This is a genomic window from Marvinbryantia sp. (assembly GCF_047017445.1).
In the GTDB taxonomy this organism is placed as follows: Bacteria; Bacillota; Clostridia; order Lachnospirales; family Lachnospiraceae; genus Marvinbryantia.
In genome coordinates this window covers 47,514-66,262 of record NZ_JBKXTT010000015.1, presented here as the reverse complement: position 1 = coordinate 66,262, position 18,749 = coordinate 47,514, and the positions used below count along the sequence as shown (strand labels likewise).

The 18,749-nt window shown below is 52.7% G+C and carries 23 protein-coding genes; 22 read left to right on the top strand and 1 reads right to left on the bottom strand.

Translation table 11 applies throughout. The features are described 5' to 3' along the window. The first annotated feature begins 59 nt into the window (after window positions 1–59). From ACLU9Q_RS15680 to pgeF, 22 genes are all read left to right on the top strand, one after another. Complete coding sequence (locus tag ACLU9Q_RS15680) at window positions 60–587, top strand: YceD family protein (protein ID WP_296839871.1); 528 nt, start codon at window positions 60–62, stop codon at window positions 585–587. Window positions 588–590: 3 nt separating this feature from the next. Continuing rightward, window positions 591–770, top strand: a complete 180-nt coding sequence (rpmF, locus tag ACLU9Q_RS15675; protein WP_006861188.1) for a 50S ribosomal protein L32 — start codon at window positions 591–593, stop codon at window positions 768–770. A gap of 186 nt (window positions 771–956) precedes the next feature. Then, complete coding sequence (gene plsX, locus ACLU9Q_RS15670; RefSeq protein WP_296839876.1) at window positions 957–1,973, top strand: phosphate acyltransferase PlsX; 1,017 nt, start codon at window positions 957–959, stop codon at window positions 1,971–1,973. An 11-nt stretch (window positions 1,974–1,984) separates the two neighbouring features. After that, entirely contained in the window at window positions 1,985–2,215 is a 231-nt protein-coding gene (acpP, locus tag ACLU9Q_RS15665) for an acyl carrier protein (protein WP_296839879.1), read from the top strand. A 66-nt stretch (window positions 2,216–2,281) separates the two neighbouring features. After that, the gene (rnc, locus tag ACLU9Q_RS15660) at window positions 2,282–2,974 is read left to right on the top strand and encodes a ribonuclease III (protein WP_302225813.1); all 693 of its coding nucleotides are present in this window, start codon (window positions 2,282–2,284) and stop codon (window positions 2,972–2,974) included. Window positions 2,975–2,977: 3 nt separating this feature from the next. Further along, a complete protein-coding gene (smc, locus tag ACLU9Q_RS15655) occupies window positions 2,978–6,538 on the top strand; it encodes a chromosome segregation protein SMC (RefSeq protein ID WP_296906981.1) in 3,561 nt (1,186 codons plus the stop codon). Window positions 6,539–6,589: 51 nt separating this feature from the next. After that, entirely contained in the window at window positions 6,590–7,525 is a 936-nt protein-coding gene (gene ftsY, locus ACLU9Q_RS15650; RefSeq protein ID WP_296833364.1) for a signal recognition particle-docking protein FtsY, read from the top strand. 15 nt (window positions 7,526–7,540) lie between these two features. After that, complete coding sequence (ilvA, locus tag ACLU9Q_RS15645; RefSeq protein ID WP_296833367.1) at window positions 7,541–8,752, top strand: threonine ammonia-lyase; 1,212 nt, start codon at window positions 7,541–7,543, stop codon at window positions 8,750–8,752. Window positions 8,753–8,851: 99 nt separating this feature from the next. Then, the gene (ylxM, locus tag ACLU9Q_RS15640) at window positions 8,852–9,169 is read left to right on the top strand and encodes a YlxM family DNA-binding protein (RefSeq protein ID WP_296833424.1); all 318 of its coding nucleotides are present in this window, start codon (window positions 8,852–8,854) and stop codon (window positions 9,167–9,169) included. A gap of 2 nt (window positions 9,170–9,171) precedes the next feature. After that, a complete protein-coding gene (gene ffh, locus ACLU9Q_RS15635) occupies window positions 9,172–10,521 on the top strand; it encodes a signal recognition particle protein (RefSeq protein ID WP_296833427.1) in 1,350 nt (449 codons plus the stop codon). A 35-nt stretch (window positions 10,522–10,556) separates the two neighbouring features. Further along, the gene (gene rpsP, locus ACLU9Q_RS15630) at window positions 10,557–10,802 is read left to right on the top strand and encodes a 30S ribosomal protein S16 (RefSeq protein WP_296833430.1); all 246 of its coding nucleotides are present in this window, start codon (window positions 10,557–10,559) and stop codon (window positions 10,800–10,802) included. A 16-nt stretch (window positions 10,803–10,818) separates the two neighbouring features. After that, entirely contained in the window at window positions 10,819–11,046 is a 228-nt protein-coding gene (locus ACLU9Q_RS15625; RefSeq protein ID WP_296833433.1) for a KH domain-containing protein, read from the top strand. Between the two features lie 94 nt (window positions 11,047–11,140). Next, window positions 11,141–11,647 carry a ribosome maturation factor RimM gene (gene rimM / locus ACLU9Q_RS15620; protein WP_296833436.1) on the top strand — a complete coding sequence of 169 codons (507 nt, stop codon included), beginning with the start codon at window positions 11,141–11,143 and terminating at the stop codon, window positions 11,645–11,647. Next, window positions 11,644–12,378: a tRNA (guanosine(37)-N1)-methyltransferase TrmD gene (trmD, locus tag ACLU9Q_RS15615; protein ID WP_296906977.1), complete on the top strand. Its 735-nt coding sequence runs from the start codon at window positions 11,644–11,646 to the stop codon at window positions 12,376–12,378. The genes rimM and trmD overlap by 4 nt, the downstream gene beginning before the upstream one ends. Continuing rightward, window positions 12,371–12,973 carry a hypothetical protein gene (locus ACLU9Q_RS15610; protein ID WP_296833441.1) on the top strand — a complete coding sequence of 201 codons (603 nt, stop codon included), beginning with the start codon at window positions 12,371–12,373 and terminating at the stop codon, window positions 12,971–12,973. The genes trmD and ACLU9Q_RS15610 overlap by 8 nt, the downstream gene beginning before the upstream one ends. Before the next feature lie 125 nt (window positions 12,974–13,098). After that, the gene (gene rplS, locus ACLU9Q_RS15605) at window positions 13,099–13,446 is read left to right on the top strand and encodes a 50S ribosomal protein L19 (protein ID WP_296833445.1); all 348 of its coding nucleotides are present in this window, start codon (window positions 13,099–13,101) and stop codon (window positions 13,444–13,446) included. Window positions 13,447–13,519: 73 nt separating this feature from the next. Further along, window positions 13,520–14,104, top strand: a complete 585-nt coding sequence (gene lepB, locus ACLU9Q_RS15600; protein WP_296833448.1) for a signal peptidase I — start codon at window positions 13,520–13,522, stop codon at window positions 14,102–14,104. Window positions 14,105–14,132: 28 nt separating this feature from the next. After that, on the top strand, window positions 14,133–14,975 hold the full coding sequence (gene ylqF / locus ACLU9Q_RS15595) for a ribosome biogenesis GTPase YlqF (protein WP_296833451.1): 843 nt from the start codon (window positions 14,133–14,135) through the stop codon (window positions 14,973–14,975). A gap of 37 nt (window positions 14,976–15,012) precedes the next feature. Next, a complete protein-coding gene (gene lepB, locus ACLU9Q_RS15590; RefSeq protein ID WP_296833455.1) occupies window positions 15,013–15,612 on the top strand; it encodes a signal peptidase I in 600 nt (199 codons plus the stop codon). Next, the gene (locus ACLU9Q_RS15585) at window positions 15,539–16,318 is read left to right on the top strand and encodes a ribonuclease HII (protein WP_296833458.1); all 780 of its coding nucleotides are present in this window, start codon (window positions 15,539–15,541) and stop codon (window positions 16,316–16,318) included. The genes lepB (ACLU9Q_RS15590) and ACLU9Q_RS15585 overlap by 74 nt, the downstream gene beginning before the upstream one ends. Beyond that, complete coding sequence (locus tag ACLU9Q_RS15580; RefSeq protein WP_296833461.1) at window positions 16,315–16,665, top strand: YraN family protein; 351 nt, start codon at window positions 16,315–16,317, stop codon at window positions 16,663–16,665. Before ACLU9Q_RS15585 ends, ACLU9Q_RS15580 begins: the two co-directional genes overlap by 4 nt. Before the next feature lie 12 nt (window positions 16,666–16,677). Next, window positions 16,678–17,541: a peptidoglycan editing factor PgeF gene (gene pgeF, locus ACLU9Q_RS15575; protein ID WP_412625607.1), complete on the top strand. Its 864-nt coding sequence runs from the start codon at window positions 16,678–16,680 to the stop codon at window positions 17,539–17,541. A gap of 4 nt (window positions 17,542–17,545) precedes the next feature. Here pgeF and ACLU9Q_RS15570 read toward each other — a convergent pair whose 3' ends face one another. Beyond that, the gene (locus ACLU9Q_RS15570) at window positions 17,546–18,730 is read right to left on the bottom strand and encodes a ribose-phosphate pyrophosphokinase (RefSeq protein WP_296906971.1); all 1,185 of its coding nucleotides are present in this window, start codon (window positions 18,728–18,730) and stop codon (window positions 17,546–17,548) included. Window positions 18,731–18,749: the final 19 nt, after the last annotated feature.

The window sequence follows — 18,749 nt, the reverse complement described above, 5'->3', positions numbered from 1 at the left end:
TCTGATTGACAAAATCATAGTGGATAGTTATAATAATCAGGTATGGATAGGAGGATGTCATGCTGATAGACTTAAACGAAGTTTTAAAGAACGACGGAAGAGTGATGCAGACGGACGTCATGCCGGATATGAAACAATTTGTTTCAAAAATGGGTGCGTTTCCTATCGTCATGCAGCAGCCGGTTTCCTTAAATATTCGGAACAAAGGAGACAGGGAGCTGCAGATCACGGGGGATACCGTGCTTACGGTGCGTATTCCCTGCGACCGGTGTCTGGAGGATGTCGACGTTACGCTGGATCTGCATTTTGAGAAAGAGGCGGATCTGAAAAAGAGCGAGGCGGAGAGCCAGCGGACGCTGGAAGATCAAGTGTATTTGGAAGGGTACAATCTGGATGTGGATAAACTTGTTTATTCCGAGCTGCTGGTGAATTGGCCGTCCAAAGTGCTTTGCAAAGAAGACTGCAAGGGAATTTGCAGTATCTGCGGAACCAATTTAAATCAGAAGACCTGTGACTGCAGGAAAGATGAAACAGACCTGCGGATGGCGAAAATCCAGGAGATTTTTAACAAATTTAAGGAGGTGTGAACGATGTCTATCTGCCCGAAGAATAAATCTTCCAAAGGAAGAAGGGACAAAAGAAGAGCAAACTGGAAAATGACTGCTCCGAACTTAGTAAAGTGCAGCAAATGCGGTGAGCTGATGATGTCCCACAGAGTCTGCAAGAACTGCGGAACATACAATAAAAAAGAGATTATCGCTCAGGATTAATCGAAACAGCATAAGGCTTCCCGGAAACGGGGAGCCTTTTTTCGGCTGCCATGCATCCGAAGGAAGCTGCCGGTGGCAGGTCCTGTAGGTCATAGTTTGCGAAGGCTGTAACATCTGTAAAATTACATATTGATTTTTAAAACGATGTCTTGTATGATAGGGAATAGAGATAAAGGAGATGATTGGATGGAGGAAAGTGTACGGGTAGTCGTTGACGCCATGGGCGGCGACTATGCTCCGGCTGAGCTGGTTCACGGAGCAGTTGAGGCTGTGCTCGCTGACGAGAGCGTCCGGGTGATCCTTGCCGGACGTCAGGAGGACATCAAGAAAGAATTGGCGAAGTATACCTACCCGAAAGACCGGATAGAAATTGTCCATGCAGAAGAAGTAATCGAAACCGGTGAGCCGCCGGTGAACGCGATCCGCAGAAAGAAGGATTCCTCGATCGCGGTCGGTATGCGTCTGGTAAAGAAGGGAGAGGCGGATGCGTTTGTTTCTTCCGGCAGTACCGGAGCCGTGCTGGTCGGCGGGCAGCTTCTCGTGGGCAGGATCCGGGGTGTGGAGCGTCCGCCTCTGGCTCCGCTCATTCCGACGGCAAACGGCGTGTCGCTACTGATAGACTGCGGCGCAAATGTGGATGCACGGTCGTCCCACCTTGTTCAGTTTGCGAGGATGGGGTCCGTTTATGTGAAAAACGTGCTCGGCATTGAGAATCCGCGCGTTGGTCTTGTCAATATCGGAGTGGAGGAAGAAAAGGGGAATGCCCTGGTAAAAGAGACATATCCTTTATTGAAAGAATGCCCGGATATCAATTTTATCGGCAGTGTGGAAGCGCGGGAGATCCCGGCAGGAGCATGTGATGTCATTGTCTGTGAGGCGTTTGTCGGCAATGTGATCCTGAAGCTTTATGAGGGATTGAGCAGCACGCTGATCAAGAAAATCAAGCAGGGCATGATGACCAGCACACGTGCGAAGCTCGGCGGATTGCTGGTGAAGCCGGCATTAAAGGAGAACGTCAAAAATTTTGACGTCAGTCAGTATGGAGGCGCGCCGATGCTCGGTCTGAACGGGCTGGTGGTAAAGACGCACGGAAGTGCGAAAAGCGGCGAGATCAAAAATGCCGTTATGCAGTGTGTGCAATTTAAAAAGCAGCACATTGATGAAATGATGAAAGAGCTGTTCCGGGAGGAACAGAAAAATTAGGAGGGAATATTATGGAATTGGAAAAACTGCAGAAAATTATTGCGGAAGTGATGAACATGGATGCGGATGAGATTACAACGGATATGACCTTTGTGGATGACATCGGCGCAGATTCTCTGGATGTTTACCAGATCATTATGGGTATCGAGGAAGAATTCGATATTGAGATTCCGGCAGAGGAAGCGGAAAAAATCGTTTCAGTAGGCGATGCCGTGGAAGCAATCAGAAACGCAGTGAATTAATGATTATCTGTTTCGTGGAAGGGCGCCGAAGACAGCGCCCTTCCTGTATGTTAAGGAGTCTGAAAAATGCTAAGAGAAATAAGCGAGCTGGAGCAGATGATCGGCTACTCCTTTGCGGATAAGGAATTGCTGGAAAATGCGCTCCGTCACAGCTCATATGCGAATGAACACAAAAAAAAGAACCTGAAGGATAATGAGAGGCTGGAATTTCTCGGCGACGCCGTGCTGGAGCTTTCGAGCAGCGAATATCTGTATCGTCATTACCCGAAGATGAAGGAGGGAGAAATGACAAAGCTGCGGGCAAGTATTGTGTGTGAGCCAACTCTTGCACAGTGTGCGGCCGAAATCGAGCTTGGTTCCTTCCTGCGGCTGGGCAGAGGAGAGGAGCAGACAGGAGGCAGACACCGCGATTCCGTGGTTTCCGACGCGATGGAGGCCCTGATCGGCGCCATTTTTCTGGATGGTGGTTTTACTAATGCAAAAGAATTTGTAAACAGATTCATCTTACATGGAGTTGAGCACAAAAAACTCTTTTTTGATAGTAAAACTATCCTGCAGGAAATTGTACAGAGTTCTTTCAAGGGCGAAGCAATGTCCTACCGCCTGTTGCGGGAGGAGGGACCGGAGCACGATAAGACCTTTGTGGTACAGCTTTTTATCGGCGACAGGGGCTTTGAGGAAGGCCGCGGAAGGACAAAGAAGAGTGCCGAGCAGGAAGCTGCCTACCGTACAATGATGATCTTGAAAGGACAACAGTAATTTATGTATTTAAAAAGCATCGAGGTGCAGGGGTTCAAGTCCTTTGCAAATAAGATGAAGTTCCAGTTTCACAACGGGATCACCGGTATCGTTGGGCCAAACGGCAGCGGAAAGAGCAATGTGGCGGACGCCGTCCGCTGGGTGCTTGGTGAGCAGAGCGCAAAGCAGCTCCGCGGCTCCAATATGCAGGACGTCATTTTTTCCGGCACGGAAAACCGCAAGCCGCTGGGCTTTGCATCGGTTGCGATCACGCTGGATAACGCCGATCATCAGCTTCCGACCGATTACGATGAGGTGACGGTGACGCGCCGTCTCTACCGCTCCGGCGAGAGCGAATATCTCATCAACGGCACAGCCTGCCGTCTGCGCGATATCCAGGAGTTGTTTTACGACACCGGTATCGGAAAAGAAGGCTATTCCATCATCGGACAGGGGCAGATCGAGAAAATTTTAAGCGGGAAACCGGAGGAGCGCCGCGAGTTGTTTGATGAGGCTGCTGGGATCGTAAAATTCAAGCGGCGCAAGCTGGCTACCCAGAAGAAGCTGGAGGATGAAAATAATAACCTCACGCGTGTGCGCGACATCCTTTCAGAGATTACGCGTCAGATCGGACCTCTGGAGCGGCAGTCGGAGAAGGCAAAGATTTATCTGCAGCGCAGGGAAGAACTGAAAACGCTGGATATCAATATGTTTCTTCTGGAGGACGGGCGCGTTAAGAAACAGCTTGAAGAGGTGACGGAGAAGATCGCGATCTCCGATAACGACCTTGCGCAGGCGGGCGGGCAGCTTGAAGCGGCAAAGCGGGAATATGAGGACGCCGAGCAGCGCCTGGAGAGCCTGAATGCCGCAATTGAGGAGAAGCAGAACCAGCTTCACCAGGCAGAGATCACTCGCCAGCAGCTCGAAAGCCAGATTGGGCTTCTCAGGGAGCAGATCCGCTCGGCGCAGATGAACGACGAGCACTATGAAAGCCGTATTGCTGCTTTGCAGAGAGACATTCTTGCGCGCAGCGGGCAAAAGGAAAAGGAGAATGAGACGCTTCTTGCGCTGCAGAAGGAGACGGCGGCAGCCAGGGCAAAGGAGCAGGAGCACGAGCAGTTCCTGGAGCAGCTTATAAAGGAGGTTTCCGCTCTGGAGACGGAAATCTCACAGGGGCAGTCCGGGCTGATCACGCTGATCAACCAGCGAAGCACTACAAAGACAAATCTTCAGCGATATGAAACGATGCTGGAGCAGACGCAGATCCGCAAGGCGGAGCTGACGGGACGGCTTCTGACTGCGAAGGGCGAGGAGGAGGATCTCTCGAAGAACCGCGCAGAGCTGCAGGTGGAGTACGACGAGACGCAGGCAGTCATTGAGCGGATGATCGCGGACAACAGCGTGGTGGAACAGAATATCCAGAGGATGCAGGAAGCGCTTGCAGTGCGCAGCCGTGAGCTGGAGGAGGCAAAGACGGCGTACCATCGCGAGGCTTCCCGCCTGGAGTCGCTGCGCAATATCACGGAGCGCTATGACGGCTACGGTATCAGTATCCGCAAGGTCATGGAGCAGAAATCTGTGCAGAGCGGTCTGCACGGAGTAGTCGCCGATCTGATCAGGACGCAGAAAAAGTATGAGACGGCGATAGAGACAGCGCTTGGAGGAAGCATCCAGAACATTGTCACGGACAATGAGGAGACGGCAAAGAGCATGATCGCCTTCTTAAAACGCAACCGCTACGGGCGCGCGACCTTCCTTCCGCTGACGGCTATCCGCAGGCGCGGCGGCCTGGCGAGGGAGCAGGCGCTCTACGAGCCGGGAGCGATCGGCGTGGCAAGCACGCTCGCCGAGGCGGACGAGATCTACGATAATCTTGTAGAATATCTGCTCGGGCAGACGCTGGTGGTGGATACGATCGATCATGCGATCGCGATCGCCCGGAAGTATAAGCAGAGCCTGCGCATTGTCACGCTGGAGGGCGATCTTTTAAGTCCGGGCGGCTCGATGTCCGGCGGAGCCTTCAAAAATTCCAGCAATCTGCTTGGAAGAAGGCGCGAGACGGAGGAGCTGGAAAAGAGTGTAAAGGAAAAAAGCGACGCGGTCAGCCAGGCAGAGAGGGATATCGGCGAGCTGCGTGAAAAGCGGCAGGAATACCGGCAGGAGCTGATGAAGCGCACAGAGAAGCTGCAGCAGCAGTATCTGCTGCAGAATACCGCCAGACTGAAGCTGGAGGAGATCGACGGGCAGAGGCAGAAAACGCAGACCGGCAACGAGCAGCTATTGCGCGAGGCCGCGGAGCTGGATTCCCAGATAACGGAGATCGGGGAACAGAAGACGGCGCTTCTATCTGAGCTTGCAGATTCGCAGGAGCGCGAACGCAAGCTGGAGGCGGAGATTACGGAACGCCGGGAGGCGCTGGAGGAAAAGCGCCGCCTGCAGGAGGCGCAGAACGATCTGACGGCGAAAGCGCGCACGCGGTCTGCGGAGCTTGCACAGCGGGAAACGTTTGCCGGCGATAATGTGGAGCGGCTGGAGCGCGAGATAAAGAGCTTTCGGGAGGAAGAGGCGCAGCTTCAGGCTGACCGGCAGGGCTCCGGCGACGAGGTTTCGCAGAAGACGGAGCAGATCACACAGATAGAGGAAACGATAGCGCATGCGTCGCTTGCCCGGCAGGAGACACAGACGCAGATAGAAGCGCTTGCGAAGGAGCGGCAGGAGGTGTCCGCCGCGCATAAGAATTTCTTTGAGAAGCGCGAGGCGCTTTCCGGGCAGATGAGCAGCCTGGATAAGGAGCGCTACCGTCTGGAAAGCCAGAAGGAGCGCCTGGAGGACTATCGCGAGCGTCAGATCAATTATATGTGGGAGGAATACGGTCTGACGGCGAGCGAGGCTGCCGCTTTCGAGGATAAGGCGCATGAGAATCCGGCGCAGCTAAAGAAACGCATCTCCGAGTTAAAAGGTGAGATCAAGGCGCTTGGTCCGGTCAATGTGAATGCGATTGAGGAGTATAAAGAGACCGCCGAGCGGCACAAATTTTTGACGGAGCAGCACGACGATCTTGTAAAGGCGGGAGAGGCGCTTAAAGATATCATCAAAGAGCTGGATACCGGAATGCGCAAACAGTTTGCGGAGAAATTTGCAATTATGCAGACGGAGTTTTCCAAGTCGTTTAAGGAGCTTTTCGGCGGCGGTCACGGCACGCTGGAGCTTGTGGAGGACGAGGATATCCTGGAGGCGGGTATCCGCATTATCGCGCAGCCGCCCGGAAAGAAGCTGCAGAATATGATGCAGATGTCCGGCGGAGAAAAGGCGCTCACGGCGATCGCCCTGCTGTTTGCGATCCAGAACATGAAGCCTTCGCCGTTCTGTCTGCTGGACGAGATCGAGGCTGCGCTTGATGAAAACAATGTGGCGCGTTATGCGGGATATCTGAAAAAGTTGACAAAAAATACACAGTTTATTATTATTACTCATAGAAGGGGTACAATGGCGGCGGCGGACCGCCTCTACGGGATCACCATGCAGGAGAAGGGCGTTTCCACGCAGGTTTCCGTCAATATGGTAGAAGAGGAACTTGATAAATAGGATAAGGACAGCCTGCGAAAGGGCGCTTCTGTCCTGGAAAGGAGGAGTTTTATGGAAGAAAAGAAAGGATTTTTCAGGAGACTGGCGGAGGGACTTTCCAAGACGAGAGATAATATTGTGTCCGGCATCGACAGCATCTTCAGCGGCTTTTCCAGTATCGACGAGGATTTTTACGAGGAGATCGAGGAAACGCTGATCATGGGCGATCTCGGCATTAACGCGACGACCGCGATCATTGAGGATTTAAAAGAAAAGGTAAAGGAAAACCATATCAAGGAGCCGTCGGAGTGCAAGCGGTATCTCATCGAGAGCATCCGTCAGCAGATGGAGGTCGGCGAGATGGCCTACGAGTTTGAACACCGCACCTCCGTCGTTCTGGTGATCGGCGTAAACGGCGTCGGCAAGACGACGAGTGTCGGAAAGCTTGCCGGGAAGCTGAAGGATCAGGGGAAAAAGGTGGTGCTTGCAGCCGCCGATACCTTCCGGGCAGCCGCCGGGGAACAGCTCTCCGAGTGGGCCAATCGGGCAGGCGTTGAGATCATTTCCGGACAGGAGGGCAGCGACCCGGCGTCAGTGGTCTATGATGCGGTAGCGGCGGCGAAGGCGCGCCATGCGGACGTGTTGCTCTGCGATACGGCAGGCAGGCTTCACAATAAAAAGAATCTGATGAACGAGCTTGGCAAGATCAACCGCATCCTGGAAAAGGAGTACCCGGAGGCGTACCGCGAGACGCTTGTCGTACTGGACGGAACGACCGGGCAGAATGCACTTGTGCAGGCGCGCGAGTTTGCGGAGGTTGCCGATATCACCGGCATCATTCTGACGAAGCTGGACGGAACGGCAAAGGGCGGCATCGCGATCGCGATTCACTCAGAGCTGGGCATTCCGGTGAAATATATCGGGGTCGGCGAGAGTATTGAGGATCTGCAGAAGTTTAATGCGGAAGAATTTGTGAATGCACTGTTTTTAACAGATGAAAAGGAATAAAGGGGAATCAGAATTATGCTGACATTAGAGAGTTTTGAAGAGGCATCGGAGGTTGTAAAAAGGGTCACGCAGGAGACAAAGCTGGTATACAGCAAGTACTTCAGCGACCAGACCGGGAACCGCGTTTATTTAAAGCCGGAAAACATGCAGATTACCGGCGCCTATAAGATCCGCGGCGCGTATTACAGCATTTCTACCCTCTCGAAAGAGGAGCAGGAGAGAGGACTGATCACGGCGTCTGCAGGAAATCACGCCCAGGGCGTTGCATACGCGGCAAAGGAGCTGGGCGTAAAGGCTGTGGTTGTCATGCCGGTGACGACGCCGCTTATGAAGGTGAACCGCACGAAAAGCTACGGCGCGGAGGTGATCCTGCACGGCGAGGTTTACGATGAGGCGTGCGAGTACGCCTACCAGCTTGCCGAGGAGAACGGCTACACCTTTATCCATCCGTTTGACGATCTTGCTGTTGCCACCGGGCAGGGCACGATTGCGATGGAGATCGTAAAGGAGCTGCCGCTTGTGGACTATATTCTTGTTCCGGTGGGCGGCGGCGGACTGGCAACCGGCGTCTCTACGCTCGCAAAGATGCTGAATCCGAATATCAGGGTGATCGGTGTGGAGCCGGCGGGGGCAAACTGCCTGCAGGCGTCCCTGGAGGCGGGCGAGGTTGTGACGCTTCCGACGATCAACACCATTGCCGACGGCACTGCGGTAAAGCGTCCGGGCGAGAAGATTTTCCCGTATCTGCAGAAGAATCTGGACGACATCATCACCATCCAGGACGACGAGCTGATCGTCGCTTTCCTCGATATGGTAGAAAATCATAAGATGATCGTCGAGAATTCCGGTCTGCTTACCGTGGCGGCGCTGAAGCATATGAATGTGAAGAATAAAAAGATCGTCGCTATCCTGAGCGGCGGAAATATGGATGTGATCACCATGTCCTCCGTCGTGCAGTTCGGACTGATCCAGCGTGACCGTATCTTTACGGTGTCTGTGCTGCTTCCCGATACGCCGGGCGAGCTGGTGCGCGTTTCCACCGTGGTCGCCGAGATGCAGGGCAACGTTATCAAGCTTGACCATAACCAGTTCGTCAGCACCAACCGCAGCAAGGCGGTGGAGCTGAAGATCACCATGGAGGCATTCGGCACCGAGCACAAAAACCAGATCGTGCACGCGCTGGAAGAGCACGGCTTCAAGCCGCGCGTCATCCGCACAAGCCTTTAGAGGAAATTTACGTCGATAAGACAGGAATTTTAAACGGTGTCAAGAAAAAATACTTGACACCGTATTTTTTTTGTATTATGATAGCGAAGGTGATGAGAGATGGAACGGATCGTAGAGCAGACGCTGCTGTTTGATTTTTACGGCGAGCTTCTGACAGAGCATCAGAGGAATGTGTATGAGGATGTGGTTCTGAACGACTGCTCCTATGCGGAGGCGGCAGAGCAGTATCAGATCAGCCGCCAGGGTGTACACGATCTGATCAAGCGCTGCAACCGTATCCTGGAGGATTACGAGGCAAAGCTTCACCTGGTGAAAAAGTTTTTGTCCATCCGCGAGAAAATCGAACAGATCCATGTGCTTGCAGAAGGGCATGAAGAGATAAGGAAAATTGCAGGCGAGATTTTAGAGGAGTTGTAAAGATGGCATTTGAAAGCCTTTCCGATAAATTGCAGAATGTGTTTAAGAACCTGCGGAGCAAGGGCCGCCTGACGGAGGCGGATGTAAAGGCTGCCTTAAAGGAAGTCAAGATGGCGCTTCTGGAGGCGGACGTCAGCTTCAAGGTGGTTAAACAGTTTATGAAATCCGTGCAGGAGCGCGCGGTCGGCACCGACGTCATGACAGGCTTGAATCCCGGACAGATGGTCATTAAGATCGTCAACGAAGAGATGGTTAAGCTGATGGGCTCCGAGACTACGGAAATTGCGTTGCGTCCGGCGAGCGAGATTACTGTCATCATGATGGCAGGTCTGCAGGGTGCGGGCAAGACGACGACGACGGCAAAGCTTGCGGGCAAGCTGAAGTCGAAGGGCAGGGTTCCTCTGTTGGCGGCGTGCGACGTTTACCGTCCGGCGGCGATCCAGCAGCTTCAGATAAACGGTGAAAAGCAGGGCGTTGAGGTATTCTCAATGGGAGATAAGCAAAGCCCGGTGAATATCGCAAAGGCGGCTATGGAACATGCAAGGAGCCGCAATATGAATGTGGTCATCCTCGATACGGCGGGACGTCTTCACGTCGACGAGGAGATGATGGACGAGCTTGTACAGATCAAGGAGGCGGTGCACGTCGACCAGACGATCCTGGTGGTTGACGCGATGACCGGACAGGATGCCGTCAACGTCGCCGAGATGTTCAACAGCAAGATCGGCATCGACGGCGTGATCCTGACAAAGCTGGACGGCGACTCCCGCGGCGGCGCGGCGCTCTCCATAAAAGCGACCTGCGGAAAGCCGATTCTTTATGTCGGCATGGGCGAGAAGCTCTCCGACCTGGAGCAGTTTTATCCGGACCGTATGGCGTCGAGGATCCTCGGCATGGGCGATGTCATGAGCCTTATCGAGAAGGCTCAGGCAAACCTGGATGAGAGCAAGGCGCGCGAAATGGAACAGAAGTTCAAGAAAGCGCAGTTCGGCTTCGACGATTATCTGGAGAGCATGAACCAGATGAAAAACATGGGCGGCTTTTCCAGCGTCCTTTCCATGATACCCGGCTTTGGCGGCAGCAAGATGAAGGATGTCGAGGGCATGATCGATGAAAAGGCGCTTGCGCGCAACGAGGCGATTATCCTTTCCATGACGCCGCAGGAGAGAGCCAATCCCGATATATTAAATCCCTCCCGCAAAAAGCGGATCGCTGCCGGTTGTGGTGTGGATATTGCCGAGGTAAACCGGCTTGTCAAGCAGTTTGAGCAGACGAAAAAGATGATGAAACAGATTCCCGGACTGACGGGAGGCAGAGGCGGTAAAAGAGGAAAATTTAAATTTCCCTTTTAAATATATTTCAGAAGAAACCAAGGAGGTGAAATGAAATGGCAGTAAAGATCAGATTAAGAAGAATGGGACAGAAGAAAGCTCCTTTCTATAGAATTGTGGTTGCAGATTCCCGCTCTCCGAGAGACGGAAGATGTATCGATGAGATCGGTACCTACAATCCGAACACTGACCCGAGCGAATTTAAAATCGATGAAGAACTGGCAAAGAAATGGCTTGCAAACGGCGCTCAGCCGACCGAGGTAGTAGGTAAGCTTTTCAAGCTGGCTGGTATCGAGAAGTAGAATAGGGGTGGCGGTAATGAAGGATTTAGTAGAAGTAATTGCCAAATCTCTGGTAGAACATCCGGAAGAGGTCGTAGTTACAGAAAAAGAAAGCGGCAAGACTACCGTGATCGAACTGAAAGTAGCCCAGTCTGATATGGGAAAAGTTATCGGCAAGCAGGGCAGAATTGCAAAAGCAATCCGCGCCGTTGTAAAAGCTGCGGCGTCCAAGAGTGATAAAAAAGTGGTTGTTGATATTGTGTAACGCAAGGAGCTGTCTTAGGGCAGCTCTTTTTGCACATTTATGAATATAAATAAAGAACAGCGGGGCAGTTTTGCTCCTTTGACGGAGGAAATATATGGAACAGTTTCTGCAGGTGGGCGTGGTTTCTTCCACGCACGGAGTCCGCGGCGAGGTAAAGGTGTATCCGACGACAGACGACGCTGCGCGCTTTAAAAAGCTCAAAGAAGTTTTTGCTGAGACAAAGCACGGCAATGTGCCGCTTACGATAGAACAGGTAAAATTTTTCAAAAATATGGTGATCCTGAAATTCAGGGGAATCGACAACATCAGCGACGTGGAAAAGTATAAGGGCTGTCCCTTACTGGTGACGCGCAAAAATGCCGTGAAGCTGGCTCCGGGAGAGTACTTTCTGTGCGACCTTGTAGGGCTTACCGTTTTCACGGACACGGGCGAGGAGCTTGGCACGCTGACGGAGATCATCCGCACCGGAGCAAACGATGTTTATGTGGTAAAAACAAAAAATGAAAAAGAAGTCTTGATACCGAACATAAAAGAATGTATTATAGAGGTATCGCTGGAAAAAAATACAATGACGGTTCATCTGCTGGAGGGGCTGCTGTGAAATTTCATGTACTGACGCTGTTTCCCGAAATGATTGAAAACGGACTGCACACGAGCATTACGGGAAGGGCAATGGAAAAAGGGCTTATTTCGCTGAATACGGTAAATATCCGCGATTTTGCGGGTAATAAGCACGGCAAGGTGGATGATTATCCGTACGGCGGAGGCGCCGGCATGGTGATGCAGGCGGAGCCGGTCTACAGCGCACACAGATCCATCGAAGAGCAGGCGGGAAGGAAAATCCGCACGATCTACCTCACGCCGCAGGGAAAGACCTTTCATCAGGAGATGGCGAAGGAGCTTTCCCATGAGGAGGAGCTGATCTTTTTATGCGGGCACTATGAGGGCATTGACGAGCGTGTTCTGGAGGAGGTCGTCACGGATTATGTGTCTATCGGCGATTATGTGCTGACCGGCGGAGAGCTGCCCGCCATGGTCATGATCGATACCATTTCCCGGCTTGTCGAGGGGGTATTAAATAACGAGGATTCCGCAGAGTTTGAATCCTTCCAGGATTCCCTGCTGGAATATCCACAGTACAGCAGACCGGAGACGTGGCGCGGCAAAGCGGTTCCGCCCGTGCTCTTATCAGGGCATCATGCGAATGTGGAAAAATGGAGAAGGGAGCAGTCTGTGCGGCGCACCGCCAGATGGCGCCCGGATCTGCTTAAGAGAGCAACGCTCACTGAAAAAGAAAAAGCTATGCTGAAAGGAGAAGGAAACGATGTTTGAAGATCTTGGGAAGAAACTTGGGGACCTTGCGCAGAATATGGGAGACCTCGCGCAGGTAATGGTAAAAAAGACCGGTGAGGTGGCGGAGATCGCAAGTCTGCGCACAAAAATCCTTGCAAAGAAGAAAAAAGCGGACGATGAGCTGATGGCGCTCGGCAAAGCATATTATGAGGCGCACAAGGACACTGCCGACGAATTTGCGGACAAAATTGTCGGCATTAACGACATCTACAATGAAATCGCCGCTCTGGAGGACGAGATCAAGGCGCTGAAGGAGAAGCTTCCGGAGGATGAGAAGAAATTCGCCGAGGAGATGGTACAGGATACCGAGGAGATTATCAACGAGGCAAAAAAAGCGGTAGCCGATGCAGCGGACGCGGTGAAGAGCGCGGTGGACGAGGCAAAGGCATCGGCGGAAGAGAAGACAGAGGAAGCGAAGGAAGAGGAAGCGAAAGAAGAGGAAACGGCAGCGGAAGAAGCAGAGGCTGGGGAGGAAGCTCCGGCAAAAGAGACAGAAGCTGGCGGGGAGGCTCCGGCAGAAGAGGCAGCGGAAGCAGAAAAAGCTCCGGCGGAGGACGACGCTGAGCAGATATAAGAAAAGCTGATTTTTTACTTGCTTTTTCGCGTGCATCATGCTAGAATAATTTACGTTGTGAGAAAAAGAGATGGTCCTCTGTTACGTATGTATTATGAACATCCAAAAGAATAAGGAGGCACACAATGCAGGATATTATCAAAAACATTGAAGCAGCTCAGTTAAAAGCTGAGGTTCCGCAGTTTAATGTGGGAGACACCGTTCGCGTTTACGGTAAGATCAAAGAGGGAAACCGTGAGCGTATCCAGGTATTCGAGGGTACGGTTCTGAAGAAGCAGGGCGGAAGCAGCCGCGAGACCTTCACCGTAAGAAAGAACTCCAACGGAGTCGGCGTGGAAAAGACATGGCCGCTGCACTCCCCGAACGTAGAAAAGGTAGAGGTTGTAAGACGTGGTAAAGTAAGACGTGCGAAACTAAACTATCTGAGAAATCGTTCCGGTAAGAGCGCTAAGGTGAAAGAACTGGTGAAATAAAAAGCGGGAAGGGCTGTCTGACAGATGCGGACAGCCTTTTTTGTCATAATATATCTACATGCGGAGGGCAGTCATGAGAAAAACAGGCAGAGGAAGCCGGAAAAGGCAGAAGGAAAAAAGAACCTTGCGGGAGAAGATCAGCAGCGTGCTGCTGTGGATTTTTGAGATTGCCGTGGTCATCCTGTTTGCGTTTGTGCTTGTCTATTTTTTCGGACAGGTGCGCACAAATATCGGAAGCTCCATGGAGCTGACGCTTGCGGACGGCGACCGGGTGTTGCTTGATCGGCTATCCTACAGCGTCGGCAGCCCGAAGCGAAACGACATTATTGCCTTCAAGCCAAACGGAAGCTCCACCAGCCACACGCATATCAAACGTGTTATCGGGCTCCCGGGTGAGACGATCCAGATAATGGACGGTATTATTTATATCAATGGAAAGGTCTATCTGGAAAAAGCGGATTATCCGCTGATGACCAACAGCGGACTTGCCAGCGAACCGATCACACTTGACGTGAAGGAATATTTTGTGCTCGGTGACAATCGCAACGACAGCGAGGACAGCCGCTATGCGGATATTGGACTGGTAAATCTGGATTATATCGAGGGAAAGGTGTGGCTTCGGATAGCCCCAACCGATTCCTTCGGAAGAGTGGAATAAGTTACTGTGCAGTCAGAGAGGTTATTTTATGAATGTTCAATGGTATCCTGGTCATATGACGAAGGCAAAGCGTATGATGCAGGAGGATATAAAGCTAATTGATGTGATCATCGAACTGGTGGATGCGCGCGTACCGCAGTCGAGCCGCAACCCGGACATCAACGAGCTTGGAAAAAACAAGGCGCGCATTCTGCTGCTCAACAAGGCGGACCTTGCGGATGCTTCCGGCAGCGAGGCGTGGATGGAGCATTTCCGCGCACAGGGATATTATGCGGTAGCCCTCGATTCCAGAAATAAAAACGGCATGAATGTGCTGACAAAGGTTCTGCAGGAGGCGTGCCGGGAAAAGACAGAGCGCGACCGCAGGCGCGGCATTTTAAACCGACCGGTTCGGGCGATGGTTGCCGGGATTCCCAATGTGGGCAAGTCTACCTTTATCAATACGTATGCCGGAAAAGCGTGTGCAAAGACCGGAAATAAGCCGGGCGTTACCAAGGGAAAGCAGTGGATACGCTTAAACAAGGACGTGGAGCTTTTGGACACGCCGGGGATCCTGTGGCCCAAATTTGAGGATCAGAAAGTGGGAATGCGGTTGGCGATGATCGGTTCGATCCGTGATGAGATTTTAAATACCGAGGAGCTTGCGCTGGAGCTGATCGGTTTTTTGACGGCACATTATCCGGGCGTGCTCATGCAGCGCTATGAGTGTGCGGAGGAAAAGCTGCCGGTGGAGATCCTTGGCGAAATCGCAGGGAACCGCGGATGCATCCGCAAAGGAAGCGAGCTGGATTATGAAAAAGCGTCGGCGGTGCTTCTGGATGATTTCCGCAGCGGAAAGCTTGGAAGAATCACCCTGGAGAAGCCTGCGTAAGGGGAGCGGATCCAGGGATCAGTGCAGGAGGCAAAGAATGAGGGGAGAGAAGACTTTGCCGGGCGGTCTGATAAGGTTTGTTGTATTGCTGGCAGTACTTCTTGCGCTGCCGTATTTTCTGAAGGGAACGATCGTAAGCGGCGATTCTATGCTGCCGACGCTAAAAAGCGGCGATCATCTGTTGATCGACAAATGGAGCTATCGGATCGGGAAACCGCAGCGTTTTGACGTGGCGGTGTTTTCTTATCAGTATAAGCCAAACACTTACTACATCAAGCGCATTATCGGACTGCCCGGGGAGACAGTGCGCATCAGTGCGGAGGGCGTCATTTACGTCAACGGAAACGCGCTGGTGGAGCACTATGGAAATGCGGCGATCGAGGACGGAGGACTCGCTGCCAACACGGTGACGCTTGGGGAAGATGAATATTTTGTACTTGGAGATAACCGCAATTCCAGCGTAGACAGCCGGGAGCCGGAGGTCGGCAATATCAGGGAGCGTGATATTGTCGGCAAAGGGTGGCTCTGCGTGCTGCCGCTGGAGAGATTTGGAGTGCTGGATCATGCAGAAGAAACTATCAGAGATGAAAGCAGAGCTGGAAGCCGCCGGACGGGAGGAGCTGCCGCAGCTTCTTGAAGAATTTGCGAAGGATGAGCGGGCAGGCGCTGCGGCGCTTGTGCAGCGCTTTCGCAGGAAGCTTGCGAAGGAAGAAAAAGAGGATGCGCGTCTCTATGAGATGTTGTCCTATGAACGGAAATACGAAAAATATCCGCATATCTGCGGGATAGACGAGGCAGGCAGGGGACCGCTGGCGGGTCCGGTGGTCGCCGGAGCGGTGATCTTGCCGAAGGGCTGTACCATTCGCTATTTAAATGATTCCAAGCAGCTCTCGGAGAAAATGCGTGAGCAGCTCTATGACGAGATCATGGAGAAAGCGGTGGCAGTCGGCGTCGGCATGGCGTCCCCTGCGCGAATCGATGAGATCAACATTTTGCAGGCAACCTACGAGGCAATGCGCGAAGCAATCGGGAAGCTCTCTGTAAAGCCGGATATCCTGCTCAACGACGCAGTGCGGATCCCGGACGTTGCGACAGAGCAGGTGCCGATCATAAAGGGCGACGCCAAAAGCCTCTCCATCGCGGCGGCAAGCGTGATCGCCAAGGTGACGAGGGATCGTCTGATGAGGGAGTATGATAAGATCATGCCGGAGTACGGCTTTGCGTCGCATAAGGGCTACGGCGCGGCGGCGCATATCGAGGCGCTGCGAAAATACGGACCATCGCCGATCCACCGGGCAACGTTTTTGAAAAACATTTGTGAACAAAGAGAGGCCAAGCTGTGAACAAACGAGCGATCGGAAACGCTTATGAGAAGCTTGCCGCTGCATATCTTGAGCAGCACGGTATGAAGATTTTAGAATACAATTACCGCCTGCGCAGCGGGGAGATCGATCTGATCGCGCGCGACGGCAGATATCTGGTGTTTGTGGAGGTCAAATTTCGGGCAGATGACCGCCAGGGCACGCCGCTGGAGGCGGTGGATGCGCGCAAGCAGAGAACGATTATCCGCACGGCGCAGCACTATCTGCTGCGTCATGGATATGGAATGGAAACGCAGTGCCGCTTTGATGTGGTCGGTATTTGCAAAGATGTGATCACACATATAGAAAATGCGTTCTGGGAAAACTGAGCGGAAAGCGGGATGAAAGATATGGAGAAAATCATATGGAAGCGAAAGGGGCGGCAGAGCGTCCTTCGCACAAACGAAAAAGAGGGCGTCGTCTGGCTTACCTATCCGGCGCTGGAAAAGACAGAGGGCATTGTACACGGTTTTTCCACGCGGCTCGGCGGGGTGAGCGAGGCGCATTTGTCCTCCATGAATTTAAGCTTTTCCAGAGGAGACAGCGAGGAAAACGTCCGGGAAAATTATCGCCGCATTGCAGCGGCAATCGGATTTGCGCCGGAAAACCTGGTATTTTCTGACCAGACACACACGACGAACGTGCGCATGGTCACGGAGGCTGACCGTGGAAAAGGATACACAGTGCCGCGCGATTACACGGATGTGGACGGGCTGATCACCGATGTGCCGGGACTGGTGCTTGCCACCTTCTATGCGGACTGCGTGCCGCTGTATTTTGTCGATCCGGTGAGAGGGGCGATCGGACTTTCACACTCCGGCTGGCGTGGAACTGTCGGCAGGATCGGAAAAGTGACAGTACAGGCGATGCAGGAGGCATACGGCTGTCGTCCGGAGAATATCTTTGCTGCGATCGGTCCTTCGATCTGCCAGAACTGCTATGAGGTGAGTGAAGATGTGATAGAGGAATTTCAGGAGAGCTTTAACGAGCGCTTCTGGAGTGAGCTGTACTATCCAAAAGAAAACGGAAAATATCAGTTAAATCTGTGGCGCGCAAACGAGATTATATTAAAAGAAGCAGGCATTCTGCCGGAGCACCTTTCGGTCACCGACATCTGTACCTGCTGTAATCCAGACCTTCTGTTCTCCCACCGCGCCTCCCATGGAATGCGCGGCAACCTTGCAGCATTTTTAGGGATACGTTAGGAATCTATTTTTTCTCAGAGGTCCGCATCCTTGCGAGCAGCTGATTGATCTTGTGCGTCGGCGTGATGACATGCTCGATCGAGACGTCATGGTTCAGCGCATCAATGATGCTTGCGAGGAAGCCCGTCATATCCGCCTCCTGGTAGTACGGCTTCGTGAACAGCTCCGGATCGCGGTAATTCAGATTGGTGGTAATGATCTTGTGGATATAACCCTTCTCATAGAATTCATCGAATTTACCAAAGCCGTCCGTGAACAGACCGAACGTTGTGCAGACGAACACACGCTTTGCATTGCGGTCCTTCAATTGTTTTGCCACATCCAGCATACTTTCTCCAGAGGAGATCATATCGTCCACGATTACCACATCCTTGCCGCTCACGGAATCGCCGAGAAACTCATGCGCGACGATCGGGTTTTTACCGTTCACGATAGTAGAGTAGTCGCGGCGCTTGTAGAACATGCCCATGTCGACGCCGAGGATCGTGGAGAAATAAACGGCGCGGTTCATCGCTCCCTCATCCGGGCTGATGATCATCAGATGGTCGCTGTCAATTACGAAATCCGGCGTGGAGAGCAGGATCGCCTTCAAAAACTGATAGGTCGGCATAAACGTATCAAAGCCGATCAGCGGAACGGCGTTCTGCACGCGCGGGTCGTGTGCGTCGAAGGTGAGGATATTGCTGACACCCATTGCGGCAAGCTCCTGCAGTGCGAGCGCGCAGTCGAGCGATTCGCGCCCGGAACGCTTGTGCTGCCTGCCCTCATAGAGGAACGGCATGATCACATTGATACGCTTTGCCTTTCCGTCGCTGGCAGAGATAATGCGCTTTAGATCCTGGAAATGGTTATCCGGTGACATATAATTTGTGTAGCCGCAGACCTTGTAGGTAAGACTGTTGTTTGTGACGTCTGCCAGAATAAAAAGGTCGCTTCCGCGCACGGAGGAATTGATAATGCCCTTTCCCTCGCCGGTGCCGAAACGCGGGCACGCGCAGTCGACCAGAAACGAATCCGCCGCATACTCCGGATAGGCGATGCTGTCGGACGGCAATGTGGGGTTTGTGTGACGGTATTCAACGAGATGCTGGTTTACCTGCTGCGCGAATTCACGGCAGCCTTCCAATGCGGCTATTTTGAGCGGCGCAAGTGGGATAGAATGACGCAATGGATCAAACAGATCGGACATGGGAACCTCCATAATATAA

Bases quoted from the DNA above. Each gene is read 5' to 3' on its own strand.
- rpmF (WP_006861188.1), top strand. From the start codon at position 591: ATGTCTATCTGCCCGAAGAATAAATCTTCCAAAGGAAGAAGGGACAAA.
- ACLU9Q_RS15570 (WP_296906971.1), bottom strand. From the start codon at position 18,730: ATGTCCGATCTGTTTGATCCATTGCGTCATTCTATCCCACTTGCGCCG.
- rplS (WP_296833445.1), top strand. From the start codon at position 13,099: ATGCAGGATATTATCAAAAACATTGAAGCAGCTCAGTTAAAAGCTGAG.
- rpsP (WP_296833430.1), top strand. From the start codon at position 10,557: ATGGCAGTAAAGATCAGATTAAGAAGAATGGGACAGAAGAAAGCTCCT.
- ylxM (WP_296833424.1), top strand. From the start codon at position 8,852: ATGGAACGGATCGTAGAGCAGACGCTGCTGTTTGATTTTTACGGCGAG.
- rnc (WP_302225813.1), top strand. From the start codon at position 2,282: ATGCTAAGAGAAATAAGCGAGCTGGAGCAGATGATCGGCTACTCCTTT.
- ACLU9Q_RS15585 (WP_296833458.1), top strand. From the start codon at position 15,539: ATGCAGAAGAAACTATCAGAGATGAAAGCAGAGCTGGAAGCCGCCGGA.
- lepB (WP_296833455.1), top strand. From the start codon at position 15,013: ATGAGGGGAGAGAAGACTTTGCCGGGCGGTCTGATAAGGTTTGTTGTA.
- ACLU9Q_RS15625 (WP_296833433.1), top strand. From the start codon at position 10,819: ATGAAGGATTTAGTAGAAGTAATTGCCAAATCTCTGGTAGAACATCCG.
- ilvA (WP_296833367.1), top strand. From the start codon at position 7,541: ATGCTGACATTAGAGAGTTTTGAAGAGGCATCGGAGGTTGTAAAAAGG.
- acpP (WP_296839879.1), top strand. From the start codon at position 1,985: ATGGAATTGGAAAAACTGCAGAAAATTATTGCGGAAGTGATGAACATG.
- lepB (WP_296833448.1), top strand. From the start codon at position 13,520: ATGAGAAAAACAGGCAGAGGAAGCCGGAAAAGGCAGAAGGAAAAAAGA.
- smc (WP_296906981.1), top strand. From the start codon at position 2,978: ATGTATTTAAAAAGCATCGAGGTGCAGGGGTTCAAGTCCTTTGCAAAT.
- pgeF (WP_412625607.1), top strand. From the start codon at position 16,678: ATGAAAGATATGGAGAAAATCATATGGAAGCGAAAGGGGCGGCAGAGC.
- ACLU9Q_RS15610 (WP_296833441.1), top strand. From the start codon at position 12,371: ATGTTTGAAGATCTTGGGAAGAAACTTGGGGACCTTGCGCAGAATATG.
- plsX (WP_296839876.1), top strand. From the start codon at position 957: ATGGAGGAAAGTGTACGGGTAGTCGTTGACGCCATGGGCGGCGACTAT.
- rimM (WP_296833436.1), top strand. From the start codon at position 11,141: ATGGAACAGTTTCTGCAGGTGGGCGTGGTTTCTTCCACGCACGGAGTC.
- ffh (WP_296833427.1), top strand. From the start codon at position 9,172: ATGGCATTTGAAAGCCTTTCCGATAAATTGCAGAATGTGTTTAAGAAC.
- ylqF (WP_296833451.1), top strand. From the start codon at position 14,133: ATGAATGTTCAATGGTATCCTGGTCATATGACGAAGGCAAAGCGTATG.
- ACLU9Q_RS15680 (WP_296839871.1), top strand. From the start codon at position 60: ATGCTGATAGACTTAAACGAAGTTTTAAAGAACGACGGAAGAGTGATG.
- ftsY (WP_296833364.1), top strand. From the start codon at position 6,590: ATGGAAGAAAAGAAAGGATTTTTCAGGAGACTGGCGGAGGGACTTTCC.